The sequence below is a fragment of the Kocuria carniphila genome, assembly GCF_004136555.1.
GTDB lineage: Bacteria > Actinomycetota > Actinomycetes > Actinomycetales > Micrococcaceae > Kocuria > Kocuria carniphila.
Map to the genome: position 1 here is coordinate 41,493 of NZ_NOIT01000017.1, position 25,777 is coordinate 67,269.

26 protein-coding genes are annotated in these 25,777 nt (G+C 63.3%); 16 read left to right on the top strand and 10 right to left on the bottom strand.

Translation table 11 applies throughout. The features are described from left to right. Positions 1 to 4 precede the first annotated feature (4 nt). Positions 5 to 439, bottom strand: a complete 435-nt coding sequence (locus EWV37_RS12695; RefSeq protein WP_238663261.1) for a MarR family winged helix-turn-helix transcriptional regulator — start codon at positions 437 to 439, stop codon at positions 5 to 7. A 120-nt stretch (positions 440 to 559) separates the two neighbouring features. On the opposite strand from EWV37_RS12695, the gene EWV37_RS12700 reads away from it, so the two are divergent. From EWV37_RS12700 to EWV37_RS12715, 4 genes are all read left to right on the top strand, one after another. Continuing rightward, positions 560 to 1,495: an SDR family NAD(P)-dependent oxidoreductase gene (locus EWV37_RS12700; protein WP_129702007.1), complete on the top strand. Its 936-nt coding sequence runs from the start codon at positions 560 to 562 to the stop codon at positions 1,493 to 1,495. A 38-nt stretch (positions 1,496 to 1,533) separates the two neighbouring features. Next, positions 1,534 to 2,517 carry an amidohydrolase family protein gene (locus EWV37_RS12705; protein ID WP_129702009.1) on the top strand — a complete coding sequence of 328 codons (984 nt, stop codon included), beginning with the start codon at positions 1,534 to 1,536 and terminating at the stop codon, positions 2,515 to 2,517. Continuing rightward, positions 2,514 to 3,683 (top strand): acyl-CoA dehydrogenase family protein, encoded by a 1,170-nt coding sequence (locus EWV37_RS12710; protein WP_129702011.1) that lies wholly within the window; start codon positions 2,514 to 2,516, stop codon positions 3,681 to 3,683. The genes EWV37_RS12705 and EWV37_RS12710 overlap by 4 nt, the downstream gene beginning before the upstream one ends. A 62-nt stretch (positions 3,684 to 3,745) precedes the next feature. Then, on the top strand, positions 3,746 to 4,207 hold the full coding sequence (locus EWV37_RS12715) for a MaoC family dehydratase (protein ID WP_095798721.1): 462 nt from the start codon (positions 3,746 to 3,748) through the stop codon (positions 4,205 to 4,207). Positions 4,208 to 4,446: 239 nt separating this feature from the next. Here EWV37_RS12715 and EWV37_RS12720 read toward each other — a convergent pair whose 3' ends face one another. Beyond that, the gene (locus EWV37_RS12720) at positions 4,447 to 5,325 is read right to left on the bottom strand and encodes an NAD(P)-dependent oxidoreductase (RefSeq protein WP_095798720.1); all 879 of its coding nucleotides are present in this window, start codon (positions 5,323 to 5,325) and stop codon (positions 4,447 to 4,449) included. Between the two features lie 245 nt (positions 5,326 to 5,570). On the opposite strand from EWV37_RS12720, the gene EWV37_RS12725 reads away from it, so the two are divergent. Further along, positions 5,571 to 7,028, top strand: coding sequence for a hypothetical protein (locus tag EWV37_RS12725; protein WP_238663262.1), 1,458 nt, complete (start codon positions 5,571 to 5,573; stop codon positions 7,026 to 7,028). 136 nt (positions 7,029 to 7,164) lie between these two features. Here EWV37_RS12725 and EWV37_RS12730 read toward each other — a convergent pair whose 3' ends face one another. After that, a complete protein-coding gene (locus EWV37_RS12730; protein ID WP_129702014.1) occupies positions 7,165 to 7,959 on the bottom strand; it encodes a nuclear transport factor 2 family protein in 795 nt (264 codons plus the stop codon). A 32-nt stretch (positions 7,960 to 7,991) separates the two neighbouring features. After that, positions 7,992 to 9,410, bottom strand: coding sequence for a gamma-aminobutyraldehyde dehydrogenase (locus EWV37_RS12735; RefSeq protein ID WP_129702016.1), 1,419 nt, complete (start codon positions 9,408 to 9,410; stop codon positions 7,992 to 7,994). 183 nt (positions 9,411 to 9,593) lie between these two features. Here EWV37_RS12735 and EWV37_RS12740 point away from each other — a divergent pair, with 183 nt between their 5' ends. Further along, complete coding sequence (locus tag EWV37_RS12740) at positions 9,594 to 9,986, top strand: RNA-binding S4 domain-containing protein (protein WP_031273393.1); 393 nt, start codon at positions 9,594 to 9,596, stop codon at positions 9,984 to 9,986. Positions 9,987 to 10,068: 82 nt separating this feature from the next. Here the strand turns inward: EWV37_RS12740 and EWV37_RS12745 are convergent, their stop codons facing one another. Continuing rightward, entirely contained in the window at positions 10,069 to 10,836 is a 768-nt protein-coding gene (locus EWV37_RS12745) for a GAP family protein (protein WP_129702018.1), read from the bottom strand. A gap of 73 nt (positions 10,837 to 10,909) precedes the next feature. Between EWV37_RS12745 and EWV37_RS12750 the strand changes: the two genes are divergently transcribed. Both EWV37_RS12750 and EWV37_RS12755 read left to right on the top strand, forming a co-directional pair. Continuing rightward, positions 10,910 to 11,509 (top strand): TetR/AcrR family transcriptional regulator, encoded by a 600-nt coding sequence (locus EWV37_RS12750; RefSeq protein WP_129702021.1) that lies wholly within the window; start codon positions 10,910 to 10,912, stop codon positions 11,507 to 11,509. A gap of 202 nt (positions 11,510 to 11,711) precedes the next feature. Then, positions 11,712 to 12,416: a hypothetical protein gene (locus tag EWV37_RS12755; RefSeq protein ID WP_129702023.1), complete on the top strand. Its 705-nt coding sequence runs from the start codon at positions 11,712 to 11,714 to the stop codon at positions 12,414 to 12,416. A 25-nt stretch (positions 12,417 to 12,441) separates the two neighbouring features. Here the strand turns inward: EWV37_RS12755 and EWV37_RS12760 are convergent, their stop codons facing one another. Then, complete coding sequence (locus EWV37_RS12760) at positions 12,442 to 13,647, bottom strand: DUF1129 domain-containing protein (RefSeq protein WP_129702025.1); 1,206 nt, start codon at positions 13,645 to 13,647, stop codon at positions 12,442 to 12,444. Between the two features lie 103 nt (positions 13,648 to 13,750). On the opposite strand from EWV37_RS12760, the gene EWV37_RS12765 reads away from it, so the two are divergent. Further along, a complete protein-coding gene (locus EWV37_RS12765) occupies positions 13,751 to 15,022 on the top strand; it encodes an MFS transporter (RefSeq protein ID WP_129702027.1) in 1,272 nt (423 codons plus the stop codon). An 86-nt stretch (positions 15,023 to 15,108) separates the two neighbouring features. Here the strand turns inward: EWV37_RS12765 and EWV37_RS12770 are convergent, their stop codons facing one another. Then, on the bottom strand, positions 15,109 to 15,603 hold the full coding sequence (locus EWV37_RS12770) for an SRPBCC family protein (RefSeq protein WP_129702029.1): 495 nt from the start codon (positions 15,601 to 15,603) through the stop codon (positions 15,109 to 15,111). A 140-nt stretch (positions 15,604 to 15,743) separates the two neighbouring features. Here EWV37_RS12770 and EWV37_RS12775 point away from each other — a divergent pair, with 140 nt between their 5' ends. The 4 genes from EWV37_RS12775 to EWV37_RS12790 all read left to right on the top strand — a co-directional run bounded on the left by EWV37_RS12775 (position 15,744) and on the right by EWV37_RS12790 (position 19,882). Beyond that, positions 15,744 to 17,201 (top strand): benzaldehyde dehydrogenase, encoded by a 1,458-nt coding sequence (locus EWV37_RS12775; RefSeq protein WP_095798709.1) that lies wholly within the window; start codon positions 15,744 to 15,746, stop codon positions 17,199 to 17,201. Between the two features lie 467 nt (positions 17,202 to 17,668). Further along, positions 17,669 to 18,172, top strand: coding sequence for a DUF6318 family protein (locus EWV37_RS12780; protein WP_129702031.1), 504 nt, complete (start codon positions 17,669 to 17,671; stop codon positions 18,170 to 18,172). After that, entirely contained in the window at positions 18,169 to 19,278 is a 1,110-nt protein-coding gene (locus tag EWV37_RS15730; RefSeq protein ID WP_238663263.1) for a PKD domain-containing protein, read from the top strand. The genes EWV37_RS12780 and EWV37_RS15730 overlap by 4 nt, the downstream gene beginning before the upstream one ends. Positions 19,279 to 19,360: 82 nt before the next feature. Then, positions 19,361 to 19,882 carry a GNAT family N-acetyltransferase gene (locus EWV37_RS12790; RefSeq protein ID WP_165189428.1) on the top strand — a complete coding sequence of 174 codons (522 nt, stop codon included), beginning with the start codon at positions 19,361 to 19,363 and terminating at the stop codon, positions 19,880 to 19,882. A gap of 170 nt (positions 19,883 to 20,052) precedes the next feature. On the opposite strand, the gene EWV37_RS12795 is transcribed toward EWV37_RS12790, so the two are convergent. The 3 genes from EWV37_RS12795 to EWV37_RS12805 are packed head-to-tail and all read right to left on the bottom strand — an operon-like array spanning position 20,053 to position 23,156. After that, positions 20,053 to 21,558 (bottom strand): tripartite tricarboxylate transporter permease, encoded by a 1,506-nt coding sequence (locus EWV37_RS12795; RefSeq protein ID WP_129702035.1) that lies wholly within the window; start codon positions 21,556 to 21,558, stop codon positions 20,053 to 20,055. Beyond that, positions 21,559 to 22,125 (bottom strand): tripartite tricarboxylate transporter TctB family protein, encoded by a 567-nt coding sequence (locus EWV37_RS12800; protein ID WP_129702037.1) that lies wholly within the window; start codon positions 22,123 to 22,125, stop codon positions 21,559 to 21,561. Beyond that, positions 22,122 to 23,156, bottom strand: a complete 1,035-nt coding sequence (locus tag EWV37_RS12805) for a tripartite tricarboxylate transporter substrate binding protein (RefSeq protein ID WP_129702039.1) — start codon at positions 23,154 to 23,156, stop codon at positions 22,122 to 22,124. Before EWV37_RS12805 ends, EWV37_RS12800 begins: the two co-directional genes overlap by 4 nt. Positions 23,157 to 23,319: 163 nt before the next feature. On the opposite strand from EWV37_RS12805, the gene EWV37_RS12810 reads away from it, so the two are divergent. Genes EWV37_RS12810 through EWV37_RS12820 form a run of 3 tightly spaced genes read left to right on the top strand, consistent with a single transcriptional unit; the run spans position 23,320 to position 25,681 of the window. Beyond that, entirely contained in the window at positions 23,320 to 23,670 is a 351-nt protein-coding gene (locus EWV37_RS12810; RefSeq protein WP_095798704.1) for a universal stress protein, read from the top strand. A gap of 31 nt (positions 23,671 to 23,701) precedes the next feature. After that, positions 23,702 to 24,220 carry a hypothetical protein gene (locus tag EWV37_RS12815; protein WP_129702041.1) on the top strand — a complete coding sequence of 173 codons (519 nt, stop codon included), beginning with the start codon at positions 23,702 to 23,704 and terminating at the stop codon, positions 24,218 to 24,220. 60 nt (positions 24,221 to 24,280) lie between these two features. Further along, positions 24,281 to 25,681 carry an MATE family efflux transporter gene (locus tag EWV37_RS12820; RefSeq protein ID WP_129702043.1) on the top strand — a complete coding sequence of 467 codons (1,401 nt, stop codon included), beginning with the start codon at positions 24,281 to 24,283 and terminating at the stop codon, positions 25,679 to 25,681. Positions 25,682 to 25,777: the final 96 nt, after the last annotated feature.

Below are 25,777 nucleotides of genomic sequence, written 5' to 3' on the forward strand. Positions count from 1 at the left end.
AGTCTCAGTCCAGCGAGATCTTCCGCAGCATCCCCAGCAGGTTGGTGCGCTCCTCGTCGGAGAGGTTGGACAGTGTCCGGTCGGAGGAGGATTCCACTGCGACCTTGGCCTTTTTGTAGAGCTTCTGGCCTTCGGTGGTCGGCACGATGATCTTGGATCGCCGGTCGTTGGGGTCTGTCTGACGCTGCACCAGACCCATCTTTTCCAACGCGTCCACGATCAAGACGATCTGGCTGGGGTCCAGCACCAAGTGGTAACTCAACTCGCGCTGCGTGGGGTTCTTCTTGCCGCACACCAGGGACAACACCGAGTAGTGGCGCACCTTCAGTCCCAGGTCAGCCAGGGCGCGGTTCGCGGTGGCGGAGCCCAGCGAACTGGCGCGCGCCATGAGAAACACGGGCTCTTGCGATAGGTCGGATTCCCTCAGTGTGTGCGGCATGGCTCCATGGTATCCCGAAAACGTCATGTAATGGAGAATCTTAATCATTGACAATCTCAACGAAATGCGATGCCATGGTTTCAGCACATCGTGAACCGCATCACTTACTTGGGAGCAGACATGACTCAGACACCTCTCGCTGGCAAGGTCGCCATCGTCACCGGTTCGGGCCAAGGCTTGGGCCTGGCCTACGCGCAGGAACTCGCCCGCCAGGGCGCATCCGTCGTGATCAATGACGTCAACCAGGACACCGCAGACGCCGCCGTGGAATCCATCGTGGCCGAGGGCGGCAAGGCCGTGGCCGTCGTCGCCCCCGTGGGTGACACCGAGGCCGCAACCGCGCTGGTCAACGGCGCCGTGGAGGCGTTCGGACGCCTGGACATCCTGGTCAACAACGCCGGCGTGTTGCGCGACAAGTCGCTGCTGAAGATGACCGACGAGGACTTCGACCTGGTCATCAAGGTCCACCTGCGCGGCACCTTCACCTGCGTGCGCGAGACCTACCGCTACTTCAAGGAGAACGGCGTGGCCGGGCGCATCATCGCGATCGGCTCGCCCACCGGCCAGTACGGCAACTTCGGCCAGACCAACTACGCCGCCGCCAAGGCCGGCATTGTGGGCATGATCCGCACCTTCGCCCTCGAGATGAAGAAGGCCGGCGTCACCGCCAACGCCGTGATCCCCGTGGCCGCCACCGCCATGACCAAGACCATCCCGTTCTTCCAGAAGGCCGTCGAGGCCGATGAGCGCGGCGAGGCCATGCCGCCCTTCTTCCGGCACGACTTGGGCTTTGGCACAGCCTCTGACGTGGCCGGCCTGATCACCTGGTTGGCTTCCGACGACGCCGCCGACGTCACCGGCCAGGCCATCGGAGCCGGTGGCGATCGCCTCCAGCTGTTCAGCCACCCCACGCCCATCGTCACCGAGTACCGCGAGGGCGGCTGGAGCTACGAGGCCCTGGCAGCGCAGGCGCACAACTTGTTCGAGGGCAAGCTGCAGACCTGCGGCGAGAAGATGCCCCCGCTGCCCGAGGAACTCCAGCCCGCGCAGGGCTGAGCCACGTTCCGGACCGGTAGAACTGAAGGGAAACCACCATGCGTTATGAATTCGGTGCAGAGCTCGCCCAGCGCGACGGCATTGACATGCACGTGCACATCGAGTGCTCGGACCACGGCCACGCGTCACTGCCCAAGCCTCTGACGGACGCGTCCGCCAAGTACTTCAAGGCGGAGGACCGCTCCCCGTCGCTGGACACCATTGCCGAGCGCTACCGCGAGTGGAACCTGGCCGCGGTCGTGTTCACCGTGGACGCCACCACCGCACTGGGTCATGAGCCCAACTCGATCGAAGAGATCGCGGAAGGTGCAGCGCGCAACAACGACGTGCTGATTCCTTTCGGTTCCGTGGACCCCCTCCAGGTTCCCGAGGCCGTGGAACGCGCCAAGCAGCTGGTCGAGGAATTCGGGGTCAAGGGCTTCAAGTTCCACCCGTCGCTGCAGGGCTTCGACCCATCGAACGAGAAGTACTACCCGATCTACGAGGCCATTCAGGAACTGGGCGTTCCCGCTCTGTTCCACACCGGTCAGAACGGCATGGGCGCGGGCCTTCCGGGTGGTTACGGCATCAAGCTGGGCTACTCCAACCCGTTGTTGCTGGACTCGGTGGCCGCTGACTTCCCGAACTTGCAGGTCATCATGGCTCACCCCTCGGTGCCGTGGCAGGAAGAGGCCAACTCGATTGCCACCCACAAAGCGAACGTGTGGATCGACCTGTCCGGCTGGTCACCCAAGTACTTCCCGGAGTCCCTGGTACGCGCCTCCAACTCCATGCTCCAGGACAAGGTGCTCTTCGGCACCGACTACCCGCTGATCACCCCGCAGAAATGGCTCGGTGCTTTTGAGCAGCAGCGCTTCAAGGACGAGGTCAAGCCCAAGATTCTCAAGGGCAACGCCCTGCGGCTCTTCGGCCTCGGGGAACTCGAGGGAACCTACGAGCCGAGCGAGGGCGGCGTCGTCGTCGCGGCCAAGCAGTACGCCGCCGAGAAGGCGGCCCAAGCCCAGAAGGTGGAGCGGGCATGAGCGAGCTGTACCCGGACTGCGACCCATACGGCATTGCCGACCGGCTGACCGAAGCCGAGCGCGCACCCATCCTGCGGCTGCGGAAGGTGCTCGAGAATGAGATCAAGCCGCTAGTGGCCGAGTACTGGGAGAAGGGCGAGTTCCCCTACCAGATCGCGCCGTCCCTGTACGGGCTGAATCTGATGACCCCGGACGAGATCGACGGCGCACCGCGCTCGCTGTACCACGGGTTCCGGATCTTCGAACTGGCCCGGACGGACGCCTCCATGGCCACGTTCTACACGGCGCAGGCGGGCCTGTTCCGCACCACGTGCCGCGTGGGTGCCTCCCCGGAGCAGTTCGCTGAGCTGGATCCCAAGATCACGAGCTTCGAGACCAAGGGCGTGTTCTGCCTGACCGAACCGGACCACGGTTCGGACATCGCCGGCGGTCTGGCCACCACGGCCGAACGCCAGGGCGACGAGTGGGTCATCAACGGTGCCAAGCGCTGGATCGGTGGCGCATTCACCGCCGACTACCTGGCCGTGTTCGCCCGCGACGTGGCGGACGGCCAGGTCAAGGCGTTCCTCGTGGATCGCGAGGCACCCGGCGTGACGCTCGAGAAGATTTACGGCAAGACCGCGCTGCGCATGATGCAGAACGCGGACATCTCGCTCGAGAACGTGCGCGTTCCCGAGGCGCAGAGACTGCAGAACTGCAACTCGTTCAAGGATGTCGCGGCCATGCTGCGCGTCATGCGCTCGGACGTCGCGTGGATCGCCACCGGCATCCAGGCCGGCGCGTACGAAGCCGCGCTGCGCTACGTGCGTTCCCGCGAACAGTTCGGCAAGTCGCTGGGCAGCTTCCAGCTCGTGCAGGAGAAGCTCGCGCGCATGCTGGGCAACGTCACGGCGAGCCTCTCGATGGTGTCCGATCTCGCCGAGAAGCAGGACCGCGGCGAGTACCGGGACGAGGATTCGGCGCTCGCCAAGATGTGGATCTCGCTGCACATGCGCGAGACCGTGGCCCTGGCCCGCGAAGTGGTCGGAGGCAACGGGATCACGCTCCCGACCGACGTCGCCCGCTTCCATGCTGACGCCGAGGCCGTCTATTCCTACGAAGGCACCCACGAGATCAACGCGCTCGTGGTCGGCCGTTCCATCACGGGCAAGTCAGCTTTCGCCTGATTTTCCGACTGCGCCGCTCGCGCCGTTGCGCTCTCTTTACTCATTACCCCAAGGAGAATTTCATGACCGCCAAGACCGTTGTTTCCTTTGACGAAGTTGCCGACCTCGCGGGCAAGGACCTGGGCTTTTCCGAGTGGCGCGAGATCACTCAGGATCAGGTGAACCTGTTCGCTGACGCCACCGACGACCACCAGTGGATCCACACCGATCCCGAGAAGGCCGCGTCTGGACCGTTCGGTGCACCGATCGCTCACGGTTTCCTGACCCTGTCCCTGCTGATCCCTATGTGGGGCGAGCTCTTCGACGTGTCCGACGTGAAGACCAAGGTCAACTACGGCCTGGACAAGGTTCGCTTCACCTCACCCGTGAAGGTCGGTGCACGCGTGCGCATGACCGTGACCATTACTGAGGTCTCCGAGGTCAAGGGCAACGGCCTGCATCTGGTGGCCGATGCGACCATCGAGATCGAGGGCGAAGAGCGCCCCGCCGTGGTGGCGCGCTTCTTGAACCGCTTCTACAAGTAAGCGTTCTTTGCGGCTTTGCACGTCAGGGCCCGTTGGAACCCTCCGCTACACGTGAAGGCTCGTAAGAGCCCTTGCGGCGTGGTTTGAAGGTTCTAACGGGCCCTGAGGTGTGTTCGAGGGTTCTAGCGGAACGTGGTGTGTGCGGCGCTCACAGTTTCTACTGCTCGGTGGCGTGTGACCCGTGGCGTGCGGCCCGTGGGCCCGGGTAGCTAATGAGCGCTAAGTCGTAGCGGCAGCCATCAGTCCTTGGGCGTACCGCGCTCCGCAACCCACTTCTGGAACACTGCGGAATCCTGCTCGCCCAGCCCCGCGTCGATGAGCTGCTCCGCGGCGCTCGCAATGGGTCCACCCAGTACCGACTTGGTTCCGGTGGCGCGGGCCGCGTCCAAGTAGGCGGAGACGTCCTTGTGGACGAACGCCGCCTGCGCGGACACCGAGTAGTCGTGGGCCACGAGCTTGGGCGTCTTATCGTTCATGATCACCGATCCCGCATAACCGCCCTGGAGCAGGTCCAGCAGCTTGGCCAGATCCAGCCCGGCGCGTTCGGCGACCACGCTGGCCTCGGAGATCGCCACGATCTCGGCCGCGCAGATCAACTGATTGCACGCCTTGGCCACCTGCCCCGATCCCAACGGCCCCAGATGAACGGGGCGACCGCACGAGGACAGGACGTCCGAGACCCGGCCGACGGCGGCGTCGTCGCCACCCACCATGATGGACAGGTCTCCGCGGATCGCGCCGGCCTCCCCGCCGCTGATGGGAGCGTCCACGAACTCCACGCCCGAAGTGTCCCGGTGCCAGCGAGTGATATCAACGGGGGAGACCGTTGAGCTGATCACCAGGATCAGGCGGTCGTGGTCGGCGTCGCGCTCGCGGGCGCCCTCGACGAGTTCGTCGAGCACCCCGTCGATCTCCGGGGCGCCGGGTACCAACAGGATGACGACGTCGCACTGGCGCGCCATGTGCCGCGGGGAATCCACCGCGCGTGCCCCCTCCGCCTTGTGGAGACTGCGATGCAGGACCACCACGTCGTGACCGGCGTCGATGATGTGCCCGGCCATGGGCTTCCCCATGGATCCGAGACCGATGATTCCCACGGTGTGCGGTGATGGGCTCATGCTGTGGCTCCTCGCGACGGTGACGGCTGGTTCCATCATGCCCTGAAGACCGCTGTCAGCGTCCAGGGGCGTGAGGGCCGGCGCCCCAACTTGGAGATTTTCGGAGCTCAACTTGGAGATTTTCGGAACCAAACTTGGAGGTTTTCGGATGATGAGAAGAGCAGCCTGCTGCGGTGAATCTGGCGATGCAGGGTTGTCCAGATGGCTTATATGAGAATGATAATCACTTAAGATAAAGTGCTCGCATGCATAACATCGAACGCATCGCCCCCGAAGGGGCTCAGTCGCCCATGTCTGGATCCACCAAGGCGCGCCGTCGTGCGCCCATCACCATGGCCGCGATGGCCATCGGGGCACTTGCTCTCACCGCCTGTGGGGCGGGTGGCAATGGTGAGGCGGGAGCGGCGTCGTCGTCCCCGAGCGCCAGCGAAACCACGAGTGAAGCCGCCGCGAAGGAAGTCTCGAGCCTGACCCCGCGCGCCGTGGTGTCCTATGACGGCGGGCTGCTCACCGTGGACACCGAATCCGGAGAGGTGGTGGATGACACCAAGAAGGACGGTTTCCTGCGACTCAACAACGCTGGCGACGGACGGCACGTAATGGTCAGCGACAGCGACGTGTTCCGGGCCCACGACAGCGGCCTGGACGCGCACAAGCACGGGGACCACTATCACTACCGCGAATCCGCGCCCAAGCTGACCGACGTGACCTTCGATGCCCCGCACGCCGGGCATGTGGTGGTTCACAACGGCAAGACCACGCTGTTCGGCGACGGGGACGGCTCCATCAAGACCTTCGACTCCGAGGCGCTCAAGGAGGGCAAGCCGGAGATGAAGGAAACCAAGACCGAGAATCCGCACCACGGTGTGGCGCTCGAGCTGGCCGACGGCACGCTGTTCACCACGCAGGGCACCGAGGACGAGCGCAATACCGTTCAGGTGCTTAACAAGGATGGCTCGGTCAAGGCCGAGACCAAGGACTGCCCGGGCGTGCACGGCGAGGCTGCTGCGGAACCGGGTAAGACCACCGACACCGTGGTGGTGGGCTGCGAGAACGGGCCCGTGATCTACCGCGATGGTGACTTCCACAAGGTGGCCGTGGCGGACTCTTATGCGCGCTCGGGCAATCTGGCGGGTTCGGAAGAATCGCCGATCGTGCTGGGTGACTACAAGGTGGATGAGGACGCGGAGCAGGAGCGCCCCACCCGTGTTGCGCTCTTCGACACCCGCGACGATTCGCATCAGCTGGTCGACCTGGACTCCTCCTACTGGTTCCGTTCGCTGGCCCGCGGACCCGAGGGTGAAGGTCTGGTCCTGACCTATGACGGCAAGCTCAACGTGATCGACGAGGAGACCGGCAAGGTCACCCAGAAGATCGACGTGATCGAGCCGTGGGAGGAAAAGGAGGACTGGCAAGACGCCGGCCCCGTGATCAAGGTGGCCGGTGCCAACGCGTACGTGACCGACGCGGAGAACAAGAAACTCCATGTGGTGGACCTGTCCAAGGGTGAGGTGACCAAGTCCATCGACCTGCCGGAAACCCCGGTGGAGATGGCCGTGGTGACGGGCAAGCCAGAGGCGCCGGCTCATGACGAGGAAGCGGGCGAGCACGGTTCGCACGAGGGCCACGACCACGCCCACGACGACGCCGCTCCCACCGCGGGTGCCGAAGGCCACGAAAGCCACGAGGGCCACGATCACTAATCCCCTGGTGCCTCGGCAGCGCCCTGTCGAATAACCGAAATTCAACAATAATGCGGCCCCGTGAACGTCTCTCAACGTTCACGGGGCCGCCGCATGGTCAGATCACGCCGGTCCGAGACCCAGCCGTTCGGTCGCCTCAGTCCGCCACCGACCTGAATGCCCCGTGCGAATGCGCCAGCTCCTCATCCGGCGGGACCGGCCCGATGGCGTCCCATAGCTCGACCCACTTGCCGTCCTCGATGCGCCACAGTTCGCAGAAGAAGTGGCGCTCGCCGGCGATGGAACCCTCCGAGAACGTCAGCACGAAGTTCCCGTCGGCCACCGTGCGGTGCAGCGTGTCGTAGGTCAGGGTGGAATCATCCGTCTTGAGCTGTTTCAGGAAATCGACCATGTTCTGCACGCCATCCGCGATGTCCCCGGAGTGCTGCGTGAACTGGTCGTCAGCGCGCGTGAAGTCGCCGGCGGCGTCGTAATCCTGACCCTGCAGGAACGTGGCCCAGGCCTTCTTGACGAACGCACGGCTCGCCTCGGTATCGGCGGATGCGTCTACCTCGGTGGGGCCGTCCAACTGGGTGTGACCGGACTCGTTGGGAGACGTTTGATCCACCAGACCGTCCCAGTGCTCCACGATCTTGCCGTCGGCCACGCGGTAGATGTCGAACCCCACGTACACGGTGTCCGGATCCAGACCGGGGTAGGCGCCGTGCAGCGCGACCAACCCGGCCTCTTCGTCCACGAGGACGCGAGCGACGTCGTGCCGCAGCCCGGCGCCCGCGCCGATGACCAGCTCCCGCAGGCCGTCCTTGCCGTTGGCCACGAGCGGCGAGTGCTCCACGTAGTCCTCGGAGAAATTGCGGTCCAGGGTGCTCAGATCGTGCTCGGTGAACAACTCGCGATCGGCGGTGAGCACGAGTTCTCGAATGTCAGTCATGATGCGCTCCTTTCAGTGATCAAGGCGGGTCGTCAGTCCAGCGAGCTCATCACGTGCTTGACGCGCGTGTATTCCTCCACGGCGTACTTGGACAGGTCCTTGCCGTAGCCGGAGTGCTTGAAACCACCGTGCGGCATCTCGGCGACCAGCGGGATGTGCGTGTTGATCCACACACAGCCGTAGTCCAGATCGCGGGACATCCGCAGCGCGCGGCCGTGATCCTTGGTCCACACCGATGACGCCAATCCGTACTCCACACCGTTGGCCATCTCCACGGCCTCTTCCTCGGTCGAGAAGGTCTGCACGGTGATCACCGGGCCGAAGATCTCGTTCTGAATTGCCTCGTCATCCTGCTTCAGGTCGGCCACGATGGTCGGTTCGAAGAAGAAACCCGGACCGTCCGCCTGCTTGCCGCCGGTTGTCACGGTCGCGTGCTCGGGTAGCCGTTCGATGAAGCCGGTCACCTGTTTGAGCTGGTTCTCGCTGTTGAGCGGGCCGTAGAGGATGTCCTCCTTCTCGGGCGTACCGAACGCGGTGTTATTCGCGGCCTCCGTGATCTTCTCGAGGAACTCGTCGCGCGCGTTCTCCTCCACCAGCACACGCGTGGACGCGGTGCAGTCCTGGCCGGCGTTGAACAGCCCGGACTCTGCCAAGGTGGTCGCGGCGGCGTCCAGATCCGCGTCCGCAAAGACGACACACGGGGCCTTGCCGCCCAACTCCAGGTGCGCGCGGGTCAGGTTTTTGGCCGCCGACGCCGCCACGGACAGTCCCGCACGCACGGAACCGGTGATCGATACCAGACCCGGGGTCGTGTTCGAGACGACCAGTTCACCGGTGTGACCGTTGCCCAGGACCACGTTGAACGTGCCCTCCGGGAGGAACTCGCCGGCGATCTCCGCGAACAGCAATGTGGACTCGGGTGTGGTGTCCGAGGGCTTGAGAACAATGGTGTTACCTGCAGCCAATGCCGGTCCCACCTTCCACACGGCCATCATCAGCGGGTAGTTCCACGGGGTGACCTGACCGACCACACCGATCGGTTCCCGGCGGATCACCGAGTTGAGGCCCTCCATGTATTCGCCGCTCGCCAGGCCCTCCATAAGGCGGGCCGCACCGGCGAAGAATCGGATCTGGTCTGCGGAAACGTCCACTTCTTCGGACTGGATCAAGTACTTGGGCTGACCCGTGTTGCGGGACTGGGCTTCGACAAGATCGGCTCCCCGAGCCTCGATGGCGTCCGCGATCTTGAGCAGTGCCAGCTGTCGTGCACTCGGGGTCATGCGACCCCATACCTTGGCGGCCGCGGCCGCTGCGGCATAGGCGGCGTCCACGTCTGCTTCATTGGAGTTGGGGGACTGGTCGATGACCTCCCCGGTGGCCGGATTGACCAGGTCGAACGAGTCGGAGGATGAGGATTCGGTGTAGGAATTGTTGATGAAGTTCTTGAGCATGAGTAACTATCTCCTGTTCACACCAGCGCCCGCGTCCGTCGCGGGCGCAGCGCCCGAGGCACGTCACTGTGACCCCGAACACTATTAAGTTTAGTGCGTTAAGAGTTTTCGGAAAGGTCGTTCGAGGCCGGCCCACGAGGCCCCGAATTTTCCGCCTCGGAGCGCCCCGAGTAGCGTTGGACCATGCCCGCGAATGCCAATGAACCGACCAGTGTGCGCCTGGATGTGTGGTTGTGGTCGGTCCGTCTGTTCAAGACCCGCTCCGCCGCGACCACTGCGTGCCGGGCCGGTCACGTACGGCTTAATGCGGCGCCGGTCAAGGCCGCCCAGCCCGTTCGCGTGGGGGATCGAGTCACCGTGCGGCGCCCCGGGTGGCAGCAGGAATTCCAGGTCACCAAGTTGATCGTCAAGCGCGTGGGCGCGCCGGTTGCTGCTCAGTGCTACATCGATCATTCGCCGCCGCGGCCCGCTGAACTCAGTGTTCCCGTGGGTCGTCGAGACCGCGGTGCGGGTAGGCCCACCAAGAAGGACCGCCGTGAGATGGAGCGGCTGCGGGGCTTGGATGGGTCGCGCTAGTCCATCGGGTTCTGCGAAGTGCACGCGAGCACGTGACGCACCCGAGGGCTCGTCACTGTGGATGCGCCCAGCCCAACCCCCGCTACATTGACCGCAACATTCCGAAAGCGTTGAGTGCCAGTAGCACTCCCACAATGCCGATGAACCAGGCCGAGCCGGACTGCGCATGCTTGGTGAACCATCGTTCCAGCGCGGACAGCGGGCGCTCCAGTGCGTTGCGCGCGACCAAACGCCCGATGGTCAGAGTCAATGCGGGGGCAATCATCACCAGGCAGTATCCCCCGAGCATGAGCAGCGAAATCGTCAGGCTGGGGCTGGTCGACGAAATGATGCCGATGCCCGCCAGGTACGGAACCATCGTGGCCACCTCGAGTGAGACGCCCACCAGGGCAAGTCCCATGAGCGCAGCCAGGGAACCGACGCCGGCGCGAGTGCCGATGGGAGCGCCGTCGGCACCCAAGATTCGGGCCCGCCAGCGCGAGACGCGGCCCCCGGGCGCCGACGCGGCGTTGCCGGCGGCCGCGCGCTCGGCTGCGAGGCGTTTGGCCCGCTTGGTTCCCGGATCCATGACGTAGCTCAGGACGATCAGGCCGATGCCCAGCGCCAATTGGATGATGTACGCGGTGCGGGATTCCAGTGCCTCGCCAAAGGCGTCGATGAAGGCGGTGGCGCCCAGCATGATGAGCACGCCGATCACGAAATACGCGGCGAGAACGGTGGCTAAGTACACGAGTAGACGGCCGAGCTTCAGCCGACCGGGTGCCATGAGCAGCCAGATAGGGATGAGCAGAGTCCCGAAGCTGGTGGAATCGACCAGCGCAAGAGCCGCGAGGATTCCAATGGTCTCCATGCTGTAAGCCCCTCCGATTGAATTAGCACAGTTGTGCCAAATCAATCTAGCACAGTCGTGCTAATTTAGGACCATGCCTTCCAGAATTGACCGCGAAGCACGCAAAGCCGAACTTGCCGAGGCCGCGTGGCGTGTGATTCTCCGATCGGGTGTTTCTGCGGTCTCCGTGCGAACAGTTGCTGAAGAAGCGGGCCTGGCTGTGGGGTCTCTGCGGCACGTATTCCCCACGCGCACCGAGCTCCTCGTGTATTCCGCGGAACTCATGATGGAGCGCGCCTACGAACGCATTACGAATCTTCCTCGTGAGGGCAGTACCGAAGACCATGTCCTGGCCGTGGTCAAAAACCTGGTCCCCTTCACCGAGCAGACCCGGGCCGAAATGGACGTCAATATCGCGCTGATTGCAGAAGCGACCGCGGTGCCGGAGCTCAAAGTCCTCCGAGATTCCGCCCACGCTCAAATTGCCGCTGCGTGTATTTGGTTGGCCGCCGCCCTGCGTGGGGAGGACCCCGACGCTCCCAGCGAGGCCGCAACACGAAGCGGGCGGCGGCTTCACGCTCTCACCGACGGGCTGGCCCTGCACCTGATGCATCGAGCCGAATCGGAGGATTTGGAGCGCGCCGCCGAAATCCTAGAGGATGAAATTCGGGGCATCGCCGCAGGTCGCAACTGAGGAGTGTGGTGCGGCGGTGAGATTAAGAGACTCTCACCAATTCCACATCTGTATCTCATTGATGCGATTCATCATGAAGAAGTCAATTCAAAACGAAAGTAACACGTGTGTGGGGAACGTCATGCCCCGCCCCGGCATCGTACGCGCCGGTAGACTGTGGGTTGCTTTCCAGTGAAAACTTCATGACGATCCGGGGGCACGTATGAGCCGATCCACCACCCTTCGCCGCAAGCGACCGTTCTGGTTGGGCGCTTTAGTGGCCGCAGTGATCGTGTCTCTGATCATCACGCTGCTCAGCCTGTTCGCGGTGTGGTGGGCTCCCAACCTGGGTATCTACCACTACCTCGAGGTCACCTCAGAGGTGAACCTGCCCATGTGGTGGAACGTGCTCCTGCTCATCGTGGCTGCCACCCTCATGTTCCTGGTCGCCGCCAACACCCCGAGCCGCAGCGCCCGGCTGTCCTGGCGGCTCATTGCGGTCATCGCGCTGTTGATGTCCCTGGACGACGCCACCATGCTCCACGAAAAGCTTGGTCTCGTCGTGGAGAGGTTTGCCCCGGACACCGGCTTCACCTTCACGTGGGTGATCCTGGGCGCGCCCATCGCCGCGGGAGTCATCCTGTTGGCGTTCTTCGCCTCGCGCCGCCTGCACAAGACGCCCGGCCGCCTTCTGGTGAGCGGATTCGTGGTGTTCCTGGGCGCGGCCGTGGGCTTCGAGTTCATTGCCGATTATCTGATCCGCGTTGAGGCCCACTGGTTCCTCTACCGCGTGACCTATCACCTGGAAGAAGGCCTGGAGATGGTGGGCGCAGCGCTCATGGCCGTCGCTCCGCTGGCCGACATCCAGCGCGTGTACCTCCGCGGCCAGGTGACCAACCCGACCAATCCGGAGCCCATCACGGACTGAGCCTTTCGCTGATTCAACTCGCCGGTCAGCGGTCGTTCGCGGACCCGTTCCGCTTGCTCTTCCAGCGCGTCATCGCATAGCCCAACAACGACGGCGCTTCCTCCGGTTTCTTAGCACTCGCGTTGCGCAGCCGGTCCTGTCGCATGCGCTGGTGCTCGTCCAAGTACTGCTCGTAGCGGCGCTGCTGTTGCCGCTGCTGTTCCTGTTCGGCCGCGCCGCCTTGATCCTCGCTGTCCGGGTGACGCTCCATGGACGTGATGGTGTGGGGTGGCTGACCATCGGGTGAGCGGCGATTGCGCTGGCGGCGTTCCATGACCAGCCGTTCGCGTTCGGCCCGTTCCGCCAGCCTGCGCTGGGACGCGCTCATCTTCTTGGGTTCCGAGTAGTTGTCCCGGATCCGTTCGATGACCGGGAGTTCATCGGTGTTCTCGTAGGCGACCTGGTCGTGATCGGTGTGATGCGTCGTGTAGGTGGGCGGGGCGTCGTCGTACGCGGAGCGTTGCCGGGGGATGGGCTGGGTCGTTTCGGTCTCGTGCACCACGGTGACCGCGGGGATGGGGCCGGTGTTCGCGTCGTCGACGCGTGTGGGTGCCCAATCGGACTCGGAAAAGGCCTGGTAGCTACTGAAGCCGCGCCAGAGTTTCCAGCCGAGGTAGGCTACGCCCAGCAGGATGACCGTGGCCGGGGCGCCGTAACCGGTCGCGTAGTAGATGGTGGCGACCACGAGCAGGATCAGTCCCAAGCCCACCGGCGCGAGCGCCATGGGCGTGTGCACCGGTAGCGCGCCTAGCAGGGTGCGGGTGTACCGACTGGTCGCGTCAGAACCGTGGAGCGCGTGGGCGCGGATCTTCACGCCGGGCGGGGTGGTTTCGGCCAGTTTGTGGGCGACCACCGGGGGCTCGTCCGGTTGGGAGGCATTGAGGACGACGTCGCGCGCTCGCCCCGCTGCCAACGCCGCCCGATTGCGCGCGGAGGCACCCGCGATCACGAGATAGACGCCCATGGACAGCAGAATTCCGGGGAGCATGACGGCGATGGCCAGGGCCAGGACCCGCCAGATCCAGGGGACCTCCGCGGCGGGGAAGTTCTCGAATTGCAACACTCCGTGGGTGAACCACAGGATCAGGCCGCCGATCAGCAGACCCGTGATGCCGTTGATGATGGCGAACACGCGCAATCGAGGCCAACCGCGCGCCGAGCGGGCGGCCCAGCGTTGTTCGCGTGTGCGCATGAGAACTCCTGATGTCCCGGGGAAGTGGGCTCCCTTCAGGGTAAATGGTTCCGGGCGATCTGGCTGCTCTCGTTGTCCGAGCGCGTGGGCCTAGGATCGACCAGTGCCCCGTTTGCTGCTCGACCTCACCCCGCTGCGTGAGTCCCCGGCGTTCCGACGCCTGTGGATCGGCTCCACCATGTCCATGCTGGGCAACCAGTTCACGGTGGTGGCCATCAGCCTGGAGGTCTTCGAGCTCACACGCTCCACGTTTGCCGTGGGCATGGTGGGTGTTGCCGCGCTGCTGCCGCTGATCGTGTCCGGGTTGTACGGCGGGTCCATGGGTGATGCGCACAATCGCCGCACCGTGGGGCTGTGGACCACGTTCGGTTTGTTCGCAGTCACGGTCGCGCTAGCCGCGCACTCGTGGGCGCACATTTCGTCACTGGTGGTGCTGTACACGCTGGTGGCGCTGCATTCGTTTGCCCAAGGGCTCAATCAGCCGGTGCGCGGGGCGATCGTGCCGCGGTTGGTGCCCATGAAACAGCTGCCCGCGGCCAATGCCTTATATCAACTGACCATGGGCTCCACGCTCATGGTGGGGCCATTGTTGGGCGCGTTGACCGTGGCCGGGCTGGGTTTCCAGTGGGCCTACACAGTGGATGCCGTGGCGTTCATGGCGAGCTTGTGGGCGATGTACAAGTTGCCGTCCCTCCCGCCCGACGGCGTCCCGTCCCGCGCCGGTTTTCGTTCCGTGGTCGAGGGATTCCGGTTCCTGGCCACCCGACCCAATCTGCGCATGACGTTCCTATTGGACATGGCCGCCATGTTCTTTGCGATGCCGCGTGCGTTGTTCCCGGTGCTCGGTGCGACGGTCCTGGGCGGAGACCAGTTCACGGTGGGACTGTTGACCGCGGCGCTCGCGGCTGGCTCCGTGCTGGCGGGGTTGCTGTCCGGGCCGCTGGTGCGGCTCAACCGCCATGGCAAAGCGTGCGCGATGGCCGTGGCCGGGTGGGCCGTGTGCATCATGGCGTTCGGTGGCGTAGTGCTGCTGGCCTCCGGCGGTTGGGGACGTGAGACGGTGTGGCCGCTGGCGGCGTCGTGCGCCGTGCTGGTCGCGGCCGGTGCGATGGACGCGATCTCCATGTTGTTCCGCACCACCATCCTGCAGGCGGCGACCCCGGATGCGCTGCGCGGGCGGTTGCAGGGCATCTTCATTGTGGTCGTGGCCGGTGGGCCGCGCCTGGGCGATGCCTACATGGGCACCGCGGGCGAGTTCGCCGGGCCCGGTCTGGCTGCCGTGGCCGGCGCGGTCGTGTGTCTGGTGCTCGTGGTGGTCCTGGTGCGGAAGTTCCCCGCGTTCAGCCGGTACGACGCAAGGGATCCGCAACCGTAGGGCTCGGCTCTTTCGGGCCTATTGTGCTGGTTTGTCTGTTTGGCCGTTCGGAGTGAGCTCTTGCCGTGGTCACCCGTCCCGACGAGTCATACTGATTGCTCGATCAGCGCGTCCATCTGGTTCATGGCCTGCACCGTGCCCTCTTCCGCGCCCATCTTCAACACCTCCTCCAGGTCTTCGCGTGAGGTCATGGTGGTGACCGTGGTGATCCGGCTTCGATTGCCGTCCAACGCCTCGAAGGTGACCACCACGTCCGAGGCGGGCAGGGCGTCGTCGACCTGGCCGTGGGCGTCCGCGAATCGATCGGTGAAGTGGATTTCTCGCTCGGGGGTGACTTCTTGGACCTGCCACAGGCCGTGGTACTTGTCGCCGTCCGGGCCTGTCATGAAGTAATTCACCGTGGCCCCGGGGGCGAGGTCATGATTCGTGAACGTGGCGGGATAGCGGGGCGGACCCCACCATTTTTCGACGAACTGCTGGTTGGCGTAGAGGTTCCAGGCGGTGGTCACGGGGGCGTCTAGTTCCGCCACGAGGGTGAGTTGGGCGGCGTCGAGATTCTTCTGAACATCCACTACTGACATGGTTCAATGCTGCTCCCGCCGGTGAGCGGTGACAAGACTTTGAGCGGCATCTGTGTTTCGTGGGTCACAATGTGGGGAGAAATTGAGCGGTGTGCAGTGCGTTGCGCACGGCGCTCGCCGACCCACCCGAAGGAGCGAACATGGCAATTCTCGACGACGAACGCTGGCACGGAAAGCTCTACATCAACGGCTGGCGGGATGGGTCCGGCGACTCGATTTCCGTTCAGAATCCCGCGTCGGAAGCTGTCCTGGGCTCGGTGGGTTCCGCATCTCCCGCCGACGTTTACGACGCCGCTCGGCAGGCTTCCGAGGCACAGGTCGCGTGGGCCGCGCTCAAGCCGACCGAGCGTGCGGCCGTGCTCCGCAAGGCGGGCCAGCTGTTCGAGGAGAACACCGAAGAGATCATCGACTGGGTGGTGCGCGAAACCGGCGCGATCCAGCCCAAGGCGGGGATGGAAGCAAACGTCGCGGCGCAGGAGTGCTTCGAGGCGTCTGCACTGCCCACGCACGCTAGAGGGGAGGTGTTGGCCTCAGACGATCCGCATTGGTCGTTTGCGAGGCGGGTGCCCGCTGGTGTCGTGTCGGTGATTTCGCCGTTCAACTTCCCCTTGATTCTGTCGATCCGTTCGGTCGCGCCGGCATTGGCGCTGGGGAATGCGGTGTTGTTGAAGCCCGACCCCCGCACGCCCATCACCGGTGGAGTGCTGATCGCACGGATCTTCGAAGAGGCGGGACTGCCCTCGGGCGTGCTGCAGGTGCTACCGGGAGGCGGCGACGTCGGCGCGGCGACCGTTGATGCGCCCGAGGTGAGAATCGTGTCTTTCACCGGCTCTACAGAAGCGGGCCGCCATGTGGGTGCGGCGGGTGCCAAGCATCTGAAGCGAACTCACCTGGAGCTGGGCGGCAACAACGCGATGGTGGTGCTGCCGTCTGCTGATTTGGATCTAGCGGCGGGTGTGGGATCCATGGGCTCGTTCTTCCACCAGGGGCAGGTGTGCATGACCACGGGGCGGCACATTGTTCATGAAGATGTCTACGAGTCGTACGTGTCCAAGTTGGCCGAGCGGGCTGACGCTCTGGTGGTGGGTGATCCGTCCGAGGGGCAAGTTCACCTGGGGCCGATCATTGACGAGAAGCAGCTGAAGGCCGTGGATTCCAAGGTGCAGGATTCCGTGATCGCGGGTGCGTCGATCCGTGCGGGCGCAACGCACGACGGGTTGTTCTATCGGCCCACCGTGCTGGCTGATCTGACGGTGGACATGCCGGCGTGGAACGAGGAGATCTTCGGCCCGGTGGCTCCGGTCATCAAGGTGTCCTCCGTGGAAGAAGCGGTGAACCTGGCGAACAACTCGGAGTACGCGTTGTCGCTGTCGATCATTGGTGATGTGGGTGAGGCGTTGAAGGTCGCGGACCGAATCACTGCGGGCAAGATCCACATCAATGAGATGACCGTAATGGACGAGGCGACCGCTCCCATGGGAGGCATGAAGGCCTCTGGGACGGGTGCTCGATTCGGCGGTGCGGCCGCGAACATCGAGGCATTTACCGAGAGCCAGTGGGTCACGATCAGCCCGGACATTCCGCAGTACCCGTTCTGAGTTAATTACTCGGAATAGCAAGGTGACCGTGCAACAAACGGTCACCTTGCTGGTTTGTAGATGCGTGCGAAAACTTCGTGACTGGCCGTTATGCGTTTACATTGAAAAGTTATCCACAAAAATCTTTCCGCGGTGGATAGTGTCAAACGAAATTTCGTAAGCTCGAATCGCTGCCGTAGCTTGGCAGTGGCCGCCGGGCTTCATGAGTTAGAGGGGACCATCCAATGGGGGATGCGCTGAAGCGTAGGAAGCTCGCGGCGAGCCTGGCCGCGCTGGCGTTAGGGCTGACGCTGGCCGGCTGCGGCAACTCGAACGATCCCGAGCCGGGTGATACGTCTACGTCTACGTCTGCGGATGGCGGTTCGTCTCCCACGGTTAGTGAGACCGGAGATGGGTCATCGGATTCACCATCCTCGTCTCCGGATCCGTCCGCCAGTGGGGACTGGTGGCCTGAGCAGCCGGAGACAATGGCCACCGGTCAGGAGTTCCCGGATGACTTCGAGCCGGCAACCCTTGAACACCCTGCACGCAATGTTCCAAAGCCGGTGATGCCCGAAGAGGCCAAGCAGGAGACTGAGGCGGGGGCGCAGGCGTTTTTGGACTACCGTGCTGATGCTCAGTGGTATCTTATGCAAACTGGCGATGCCTCTTTAGTTCGAGAAGTAACTAGCAAATCCTGCGAAGCTTGTGAACGACAATTCACTCAAACTGCAGATGTCTACTCGTCAGGGCATTGGGCCGCTGGGGGATTGGAGACGTATCAAATTATCCCAGACTCACTCTCGATGAGTGAAAATGGAATCTATACTGTTCCCGTGGGTGTTAACAATCGCGGTGCAAAAATCATTGAAAACAAAGAAGTCGCTATCGAACAGGAGCCAATTAAATCAACGGATGACTTGGATGCGAGCCTGGCATTTGAGGGCGGGAGTTGGGTTTACATAACCGCCTCTCCTAGAGGCTCCTTATGACTAGTTTGAGGGTGCGCCAGGGGACATTCGCATTATTTTGCATATTTTCTTTAATTATTCTTATATTTCCATTTGCTAAGTTATCACCGGCGTTTGCTGCTGAATCGGATTGGTCGGGATACGGGGGTTATGAAGAATCTGGTTCACTTGATAGCTCGGCTACCGCTTCAAAAGATGTGATTTCAGTTTCGGTAAAGACGGGATCACGAGGCGGGATCTCCGTTTCGGTGGGCCAGCCTTCAACTGATGGTGGTGGCAGCGGCGCATCTGGTTCAGCCTGGGATCCAGATGAGGATCCCGAGTATCAGCGGGCTCTACGCAATGAATTAATGAGCGACGATGACTCGATCTTCTTTGACCCCACCAAGATGGACACAGCGCTGAATCGAACCACATATAGCCTGCAGGATCCTTGCAATGGTGAAGATGGCGACGCCTTTGACGACTGCCGCCAGGAACAAGAGTGCACGGTCGATGGTGGCGGCGAAGGCGTCAATATGGACGTCGTCGTTGGTGGGGCGGGAGAAGAGGGCCGTGCGTCACGCGGAACTCAAATGTGCGTGGCTAATGCTGAAGCCGCCGAAGCTGATGATGAAGGTGTCATTCCGCTTCCCGTATTCACGCTGCAGGATTTCCAGCGCCTGAACGTTTCTCCCGCTGTCTCGACTGTTGAGCCCGCGCCGGACACACTCAAGAACATGAACACCAATGTGTTTGCCGTTGCAGATGCCCAGATGTTCGAAACTGAATTGGGTGGCTTCCCCGTGGCGGTGAGGGCGTATCCGGTTCAGTACTCCTGGAACTACGGTGACGGGGCAGCTCTCGGCCCCACGCCTTTGACAGGTGCACCATTGGCCGAAGGCGATTGGGATATCCCCACGGACACCTCACACGTCTATTCGGAAACCGGTGACTACAGCGTCACGCTGACTACTTTCTTCTATGGAGAGTACAACGTGGCGGGTACCGGCTGGCAGCCGGTCGCTGGGTTCAACGAAGTCGCATCCGCGCCAGTCCCGATCAGCGTGTGGAAGGCAACCGTCCGCAATGTCGCTGATGACTGCAACGAGAATCCCCGCAGCTTCGGTTGCCCCGGTACGAACTAACTCCCATATTTTTGGCGGTACTGAGCTGACGCTGACATCACTCCGGAAACTTGAGGGCGCATCGCGCTCGTACAGTGGGGAGATGCGACTGCGCCGGACAATTCCTCACGACCTCGACATACTTCTTGGATGGGTGCGTACCCCTCAGGAGATGGTGATGTGGTCCGGCCCCACTTTCACTTGGCCACTCAACATCGCTCAACTGGAAAAGAGCCTGACTAGCGAACGCCGTACCTGGTGGACCGGAATCGATTTGGAGACAGGTCGGGCCTTTGGGCTTGCATCGTTACTTGTAGATCACGACTCTCAATCAATGCGCCTCGGCTACATCATTACTGATCCAGCTGTTCGTGGGCAGGGCCGTGGCCGTGCGTTGGTCGAAGCGGCAGTCGCTCGAGGATTTGAGAAGACGGACTTCCCATTGATCACGCTGGGTGTCTATGCACACAACCATCGTGCTCTCGGGCTATACGAGAGTCTGGAATTCAAGCCCACCGGCGCCAGCATTGAGACGGTTGTTGGCGATGAAACGTGGCAAGCCATGGAAATGGCACTCTCGCGCGACGTGTGGCTGCGGAATGACCACACGAGTTCATTTCACTGAAGTTTTAAGTGAGGAAACTGCAGCACCGAAGTCTCCGGTGAGGGAAGTGCGTCGAGTTTGGTTGAATTCAGCACTTACATCACATGAGACCGCGAAGCTGCAGTTTCCTCACTTCAGGTTGAGGTGTGGTGCGTCTACCTCACATGGCATCGCACGGTGGCAGAACCCGTCTACGTATCCCGCCTGGTCCGGCTCGTGATCTTGCTCCGCAGGGTCAGCAGCAGCACGACTGCCAGCAGACCGTACAGCGTGAGCACGATCGGGCCCTGCACGAGTACGGAGGCGTCACCGTTGGCGCTGATGAGCGCATCGCGCAAGCTGGTTTCAGCCAACGGGCCGAGCACCATGCCAATGATGAGCGGCGCCAGCGGGTAGTCGTGCATGCGCATCAGGAAGCCCACGATGCCCACGCCCAGCAGCAGGAGCAGATCGAACGTCGAGCCGGACGTCGCATAGATGCCCAGGCCACAGAACACCGTGATGCCCGCGTACAGGTAGTGGCGCGGGATCAGCAGGAGCTTGGCCCACACCATGGCGAACGGCAGGTTGATGATCAGCAGCACGATCATCGCGATGAAGAAGCTCGCCAGCAGCGCCCACACCAGATCGGGTGCGCGCTCGAACAGCAGCGGGCCCGGCTGCAGGCCGTACTGACGGAACGCCGCGAGCATGATGGCCGCGGTCGCGGAGATCGGCAGGCCCAGCGCCAGTAGTGCGCCCATGGCCATACCGGTCGTTGAGTTACCGGCGGCCTCGGGTGCGGCCAGGCCGCGGATGGCGCCCTTGCCGAATTGTGGGTCGTGACGACGTCGATCCAGCTTGCGTTCCGCGCCATACGCCAAGAACGTGGGGATCTCGGAACCGCCAGCGGGGATCACACCGAAGGGAAGGCCAATGGCCGTGCCACGGGCCCACGCAGGCGCGGCTTCGCGAAGCTCCTTCTTGCTCAACCACGGGCGACCCTTCGAACGGATCATCTGGCCTTCACGCTGGAAGCGGGCAATCGTGGCGAAGTAAATGACCTCGCCCAGAGCCAGCACCGCCACGGTCACGGTGACCAGAGAGATACCGTCGAAGAGGAACGGAGAATCCATGGTGAAACGGGGGATGCCCGTGACGCCGTCGATACCCACCACGGCAATACCCAGGCCAAACGCCAGTGACAACAAGCCCTTGACTGCAGAGTCCGTCACCACGGATGACGTGGCCATGAACGCGAACAGTGCCAGTGCGAAGAACTCCGCCGGCCCGAATTGCGTGGAGAACTCCGCGAGGAACGGCGCCAGGAACACCACCACTCCGGAGGCAATGAAACCACCCACGAACGCACCAATGGCCGCGGTGGCCAGTGCCTGTGGGGCGCGCCCGTTCAGGGCCATCTTGTGACCCTCGAACGTTGAGGCAATGGCAGACGCCTGCCCCGGTGTGTTCATCAGGATGCCCATGGTTGAGTCGCCGAACAGGCCACCGAAGTACACGCCGGAGAACATGATGAACGCCGCGGTGGGCTCCAGGGCGAAGGTCACGGGCAAGAGCAGAGCCACGGCCATGGAAGAACCCAGGCCGGGCATGACGCCCACTGCGGTACCCAGGAAACAGCCCAGCACCACCCAGAACAGGTTCTGCCAGGTGAGGGCTCCAGCGAAGCCCTCCATCAGTAAGGACAGAGTCTCCATTTAGAAGCCACCCCCAAGAAGTCCCGAGGGCAGTGAGAGCCCCAGTGCCATGTCGAACGCGATGTAAGCAATGGAGCTCACCGTCAGTCCGACGATCAATGAGAACAGGGGTCGTTTCGACCCGAATCCACGCGCCACGCACCAGAACAACAGTGCCGCGCCAAGGATCCACCCCAGGAATTCCAGGAGCAGGGCGAAGGCCAAGAACCCGCCGATCACCCAGACGAGCGAACGCCACGAGAAGGTGGCGGGAGCGGCGTCGTCGGTGGTGCCCAGCGAACCGCTGGACCAGTGGCGGAAAATGTTGATGACTTCCACGACCACCAGGACGTAAATGACGCCGGTGATGATGGCGGGGAAGAAGCGCGGGCCCGGGAAGTCCACGGAATCCGGGACCTCCATCATCAGCATGCCCACCAGGAGATAGGTGGCGAACGCGGCGAGCACCAGCGGCATGGTGAGTGCTTGAAGCAGGGAGCCTGCCGAGCGTGAACTCCGGTCGACGGGACGCTCGGAATCTGCCCGGGGTGCGGGTGCCGAGGATTCGGAAACCGATGCGTGGCTCATACTCCCAACTCCTTGTACAGCGCAGTGATTCGCTCGGTCTCGTCCTTGATGAACTGCGTGAGCTCGTCGCCGGTGATCACGTTCTCGTTCCAGTTGTAGCGCTCGATGGCTTCGCGCCATTCGGGAGTTTCGATCGTCTCCAGCACGATGTTCTCCAGCTCTTGTTTCTCGTCATCGGTGATGCCGCCGGGGGCCATCAGGATGCGCCAGTTGGCCAGAGTCACGTCATAGCCCTGCTCCACGGTGGTCGGGATGTCGCTGCCCTCCAGGGGTTCCTCGGCCACGAGCGCGAGCGCGCGGAGTCGGCCGGACTCGATCTGGTCGATGGAGTCCGGGTATCCGCTGGCTGCCGCGGCAACGGTGCCGTTGAGCAGTGCTTGCGTGGACTCGCCGCCGCCGTCCGAGGACACGTAGATCATGTCCGCCGGTTTGATGCCGCCCGCAATGGCCATTTCGGTGACCACCAGTTGGTCGAACGAGCCACCACCGGTCCACGGGACATCGCCCGGATTCTGCGCCCAGGCCTTCATGAGGTCGTCCAGGGTCTTGTACGGGGAGTCGGCTGGGACCACGATCACGTCGTACTCCTCGACCGTCACGGCCAGGGGGTTGACGTCCTCGTACTTGGTGGCGGAATCGTACTGAATGGTCGCGGCGAGCTGACCGGTGCCACCGACCATCAGGTTGTTCGCATCGCCGTCCAGAACGGACAGGTTGCCCAGCGCGATAGTTCCGCCGGCGCCCGGCATGTTGACCACCTGGGTGTTGTTGATGATGCTGTTCGCTCGCTGCGCCTGCTGCATTTCGCGAGCCACGGTGTCCCAACCGCCGCCGGCCGCCGCCGGGGCGATGATGGTCATGCTCGAGCGGAGGTTGTTGCCGCCGGAGGCTGAGGAAATGGATCCGGTCACGGCGGTCCCAATGGCGCCAGCCGCGATCAGTCCTCCGATCCCGTACGTGATGAACTGCCGACGATTCGGCGGAGGCTTCTCGACCAAACTGGTCTCCTGAATCAAGTGCACTGATGGCATGCGGACCGGCCACCTGAGAGCGGCCTGGGATTGTGACCTAGAATACACATAAGCTCATCTGGGAAAGTAGTAATTCTCAGGTGTGGCGCACGATTTTGGTAACACGACGCCATGACGCCGAGCGCACCGTTCAGGTCCTTAAATCGAGGAGTAGTTTCCAGTAATGACCATCATCCTTGCCAGCGCAGACACCCCCGCCGGGCACGCCGCCCGCGACTTCGCAATCGACGAAGCCCGACGCCGCGACGCAGACCTCATCGTGTTTCCCGTGGACGGTTCCACCCCGGACATCTCCGGCTACGGCTACGATCGCGTAACCCTGGAAAACGCCGACGGTCGCAGCAAGGACGCCGTGGGAGATCTCATCGACGCCACCAATCGCCCGGAAGTTGAAGCCGTGGTCGTGGGTGTGAAGCGCCGCAGTCCCGCGGGTAAGATCTTCCTGGGCTCGTCCGCCCAGCAGATCATCCTGGAGGCCGCTGTACCGGTGATCTCCGTCAAACCCGCCACCTGATCGGAGTAGGTCATTGCCACGCAGGATTCACGTGGGCGGTTCGCAGCGGGCCGTGTGGGGTGACCTGGGTCTGGAGTGCGAATCACCTGAACCTCCGCGCGTTGAAGTTGATGACGCGGTGTTGGCTCCTTATGCCTTTCTGCGGGAGCTCCACTACAAGGTTGCCGACGGCCCCAACACCGTTTCGATCGACTTCTCGGGTGGTGAGCCACGCACCGAAGAAGGGCACATCCCCGAAGGGCTCAGGGTCAACTGGGCGGGCTTCTTGATGGAGCTCGGGATGGGGAGAACCTTTTGGGAGGATCTGCACCCAACCCTCGTCGTCCAATGGATTCGTCTGGAGGGCCGGTACGCGATCTTCCAGCTCGTCGAGGGTGACGAATCCCGGGTCTACCGCTGTGACCTCGCCCTAGACCTTTCGCAGGAGGATGAGGGAATTCTTGAGGATCTCCAACAGGCGAGGACATATTGGTGGTACGACTTTTTCCCCGGCGGATCAATCAGCGGTATCCGTACAGCGTTCCCGAACGAGGACCCCCTACGATCATGAGCTGACCATCTACACCCCGTAGGCAACCCCCGGGCTCCCTACCCTGGCTACCCTGGACTGGTGCAGTCCGAACCCGAATCCCCAGCCACAGAACCCGCAAAAGCCAAAGAAGCGACAGCGCCCCGCGACACCCGCTCCCTCAACCGTCAGATCCTGGCGCTCGCGGTTCCTGCGTTCGGTGCGTTGATTGCGGAGCCGCTGTTCCTGCTGGCGGATTCGGCGATCATCGGGCACCTGGGAACCGCGCAGCTCGCCGGCGTGGGGATCTCCGCGACCGTGGTGCAGACCGTGGTCGGGCTGATGGTCTTTCTCGCTTACTCGACAACCCCCGCCGTGGCCCGGCATCTCGGCGGTGGCCGACTCAAACAGGCACTTGAGGCCGGCCGTGACGGCCTGTGGACCGCAGCTGATCTTGGGGTAGTTCTCGCCACCGCAGGCATTCTCGCCGGCAGGCCCCTGCTGCAAGCGCTCGGTGCGCGGGGTGAGGTGCTGGAGCACGCGACGTCGTACTTCGTGTGGTCCATGCCGGGACTGCTGGCCATGCTTGTGGTGCTGGCCGCGATGGGCGTGCTGCGCGGACTGCAGGACACGAAAACTCCGCTGATCATCGCGGGCATCGGTGCGGCGGTAAATGCCGGGCTGAACGTCGTGCTCGTCTACGGCGCGGATCTGGGCGTGGCCGGTGCCGCGATGGGCACGAGCATCACCCAGTGGGGCATGGCGATTGCCTATCTAGTGCTCCTGGGCAAACAGTTCCGCAGGGAGAACGTGCGGCTGACCACCGGCTGGCGCGGCGTGCGTGGCCATCTCACGGTCGGCTCCTGGCTCATGCTCCGCACCCTCTCACTGCGCGCGGCAATCCTCGCGACCGTCGTGGTCGCCACCGCCCAGGGCGCGGAGAATCTGGCGGCGTACCAACTGACCATGACGGTCTTCAACTTTTTAGCCTTCGCTCTCGACGCGCTCGCGATCGCCGCCCAAGCCCTGCTGGGTAAGGAGCTGGGCGCCCGCGACCTAGGCCAACAGGGCGAGCGGGAAGGCGTACGCCACCTTATGCATCGCCTCATCCGCTGGGGCCTGGGATTCGGCGTGGTCACGGGCTTGATCGTGGGCTTTGTGGGCCCGCATCTGGGGTTCCTGTTCACGCAGTCGGAGAGCGTGCAGTACTTGTTCGGGATCGCGTTGATTGTGGTCGCGGTGGGGCAGCCGCTCGCGGCGTACGTGTTCGTGCTCGACGGCGTGCTGATCGGCGCCGGCGACGCCCGCTACCTGGCGCTGGCCGGCCTGATCAACATCGTGGTCTACGCGCCGCTGCTGTGGGCGGTCATGCAGTTCGCTGGTGGGGGCACCGCGGGCATGGCCTGGCTGTGGATCGCGTACGCGGGCGGGTACATCGGCGCGCGGGCGCTCACGCTGGGTTGGCGGATTCGCAGCGACCGGTGGATGTACGCCATGGCCTGACCACATTCCGGTTTCGATCGACGACGACGCCGCTCGCCTCCTTCCCGGGGCGCCAACCGGGCGATTCGGCGGGCAAAACGAGTGGTGTGCGTCTCT

Excerpts from the sequence above, each read along its gene's own strand:
- EWV37_RS12695 (WP_238663261.1), bottom strand. The coding sequence starts at position 439 with ATGCCGCACACACTGAGGGAATCCGACCTATCGCAAGAGCCCGTGTTT.
- EWV37_RS12700 (WP_129702007.1), top strand. The coding sequence starts at position 560 with ATGACTCAGACACCTCTCGCTGGCAAGGTCGCCATCGTCACCGGTTCG.
- EWV37_RS12705 (WP_129702009.1), top strand. The coding sequence starts at position 1,534 with ATGCGTTATGAATTCGGTGCAGAGCTCGCCCAGCGCGACGGCATTGAC.
- EWV37_RS12710 (WP_129702011.1), top strand. The coding sequence starts at position 2,514 with ATGAGCGAGCTGTACCCGGACTGCGACCCATACGGCATTGCCGACCGG.
- EWV37_RS12715 (WP_095798721.1), top strand. The coding sequence starts at position 3,746 with ATGACCGCCAAGACCGTTGTTTCCTTTGACGAAGTTGCCGACCTCGCG.
- EWV37_RS12720 (WP_095798720.1), bottom strand. The coding sequence starts at position 5,325 with ATGAGCCCATCACCGCACACCGTGGGAATCATCGGTCTCGGATCCATG.
- EWV37_RS12725 (WP_238663262.1), top strand. The coding sequence starts at position 5,571 with ATGCATAACATCGAACGCATCGCCCCCGAAGGGGCTCAGTCGCCCATG.
- EWV37_RS12730 (WP_129702014.1), bottom strand. The coding sequence starts at position 7,959 with ATGACTGACATTCGAGAACTCGTGCTCACCGCCGATCGCGAGTTGTTC.
- EWV37_RS12735 (WP_129702016.1), bottom strand. The coding sequence starts at position 9,410 with ATGCTCAAGAACTTCATCAACAATTCCTACACCGAATCCTCATCCTCC.
- EWV37_RS12740 (WP_031273393.1), top strand. The coding sequence starts at position 9,594 with ATGCCCGCGAATGCCAATGAACCGACCAGTGTGCGCCTGGATGTGTGG.
- EWV37_RS12745 (WP_129702018.1), bottom strand. The coding sequence starts at position 10,836 with ATGGAGACCATTGGAATCCTCGCGGCTCTTGCGCTGGTCGATTCCACC.
- EWV37_RS12750 (WP_129702021.1), top strand. The coding sequence starts at position 10,910 with ATGCCTTCCAGAATTGACCGCGAAGCACGCAAAGCCGAACTTGCCGAG.
- EWV37_RS12755 (WP_129702023.1), top strand. The coding sequence starts at position 11,712 with ATGAGCCGATCCACCACCCTTCGCCGCAAGCGACCGTTCTGGTTGGGC.
- EWV37_RS12760 (WP_129702025.1), bottom strand. The coding sequence starts at position 13,647 with ATGCGCACACGCGAACAACGCTGGGCCGCCCGCTCGGCGCGCGGTTGG.
- EWV37_RS12770 (WP_129702029.1), bottom strand. The coding sequence starts at position 15,603 with ATGTCAGTAGTGGATGTTCAGAAGAATCTCGACGCCGCCCAACTCACC.
- EWV37_RS12775 (WP_095798709.1), top strand. The coding sequence starts at position 15,744 with ATGGCAATTCTCGACGACGAACGCTGGCACGGAAAGCTCTACATCAAC.
- EWV37_RS12780 (WP_129702031.1), top strand. The coding sequence starts at position 17,669 with ATGGCCACCGGTCAGGAGTTCCCGGATGACTTCGAGCCGGCAACCCTT.
- EWV37_RS15730 (WP_238663263.1), top strand. The coding sequence starts at position 18,169 with ATGACTAGTTTGAGGGTGCGCCAGGGGACATTCGCATTATTTTGCATA.
- EWV37_RS12790 (WP_165189428.1), top strand. The coding sequence starts at position 19,361 with ATGCGACTGCGCCGGACAATTCCTCACGACCTCGACATACTTCTTGGA.
- EWV37_RS12795 (WP_129702035.1), bottom strand. The coding sequence starts at position 21,558 with ATGGAGACTCTGTCCTTACTGATGGAGGGCTTCGCTGGAGCCCTCACC.
- EWV37_RS12800 (WP_129702037.1), bottom strand. The coding sequence starts at position 22,125 with ATGAGCCACGCATCGGTTTCCGAATCCTCGGCACCCGCACCCCGGGCA.
- EWV37_RS12805 (WP_129702039.1), bottom strand. The coding sequence starts at position 23,156 with ATGCCATCAGTGCACTTGATTCAGGAGACCAGTTTGGTCGAGAAGCCT.
- EWV37_RS12810 (WP_095798704.1), top strand. The coding sequence starts at position 23,320 with ATGACCATCATCCTTGCCAGCGCAGACACCCCCGCCGGGCACGCCGCC.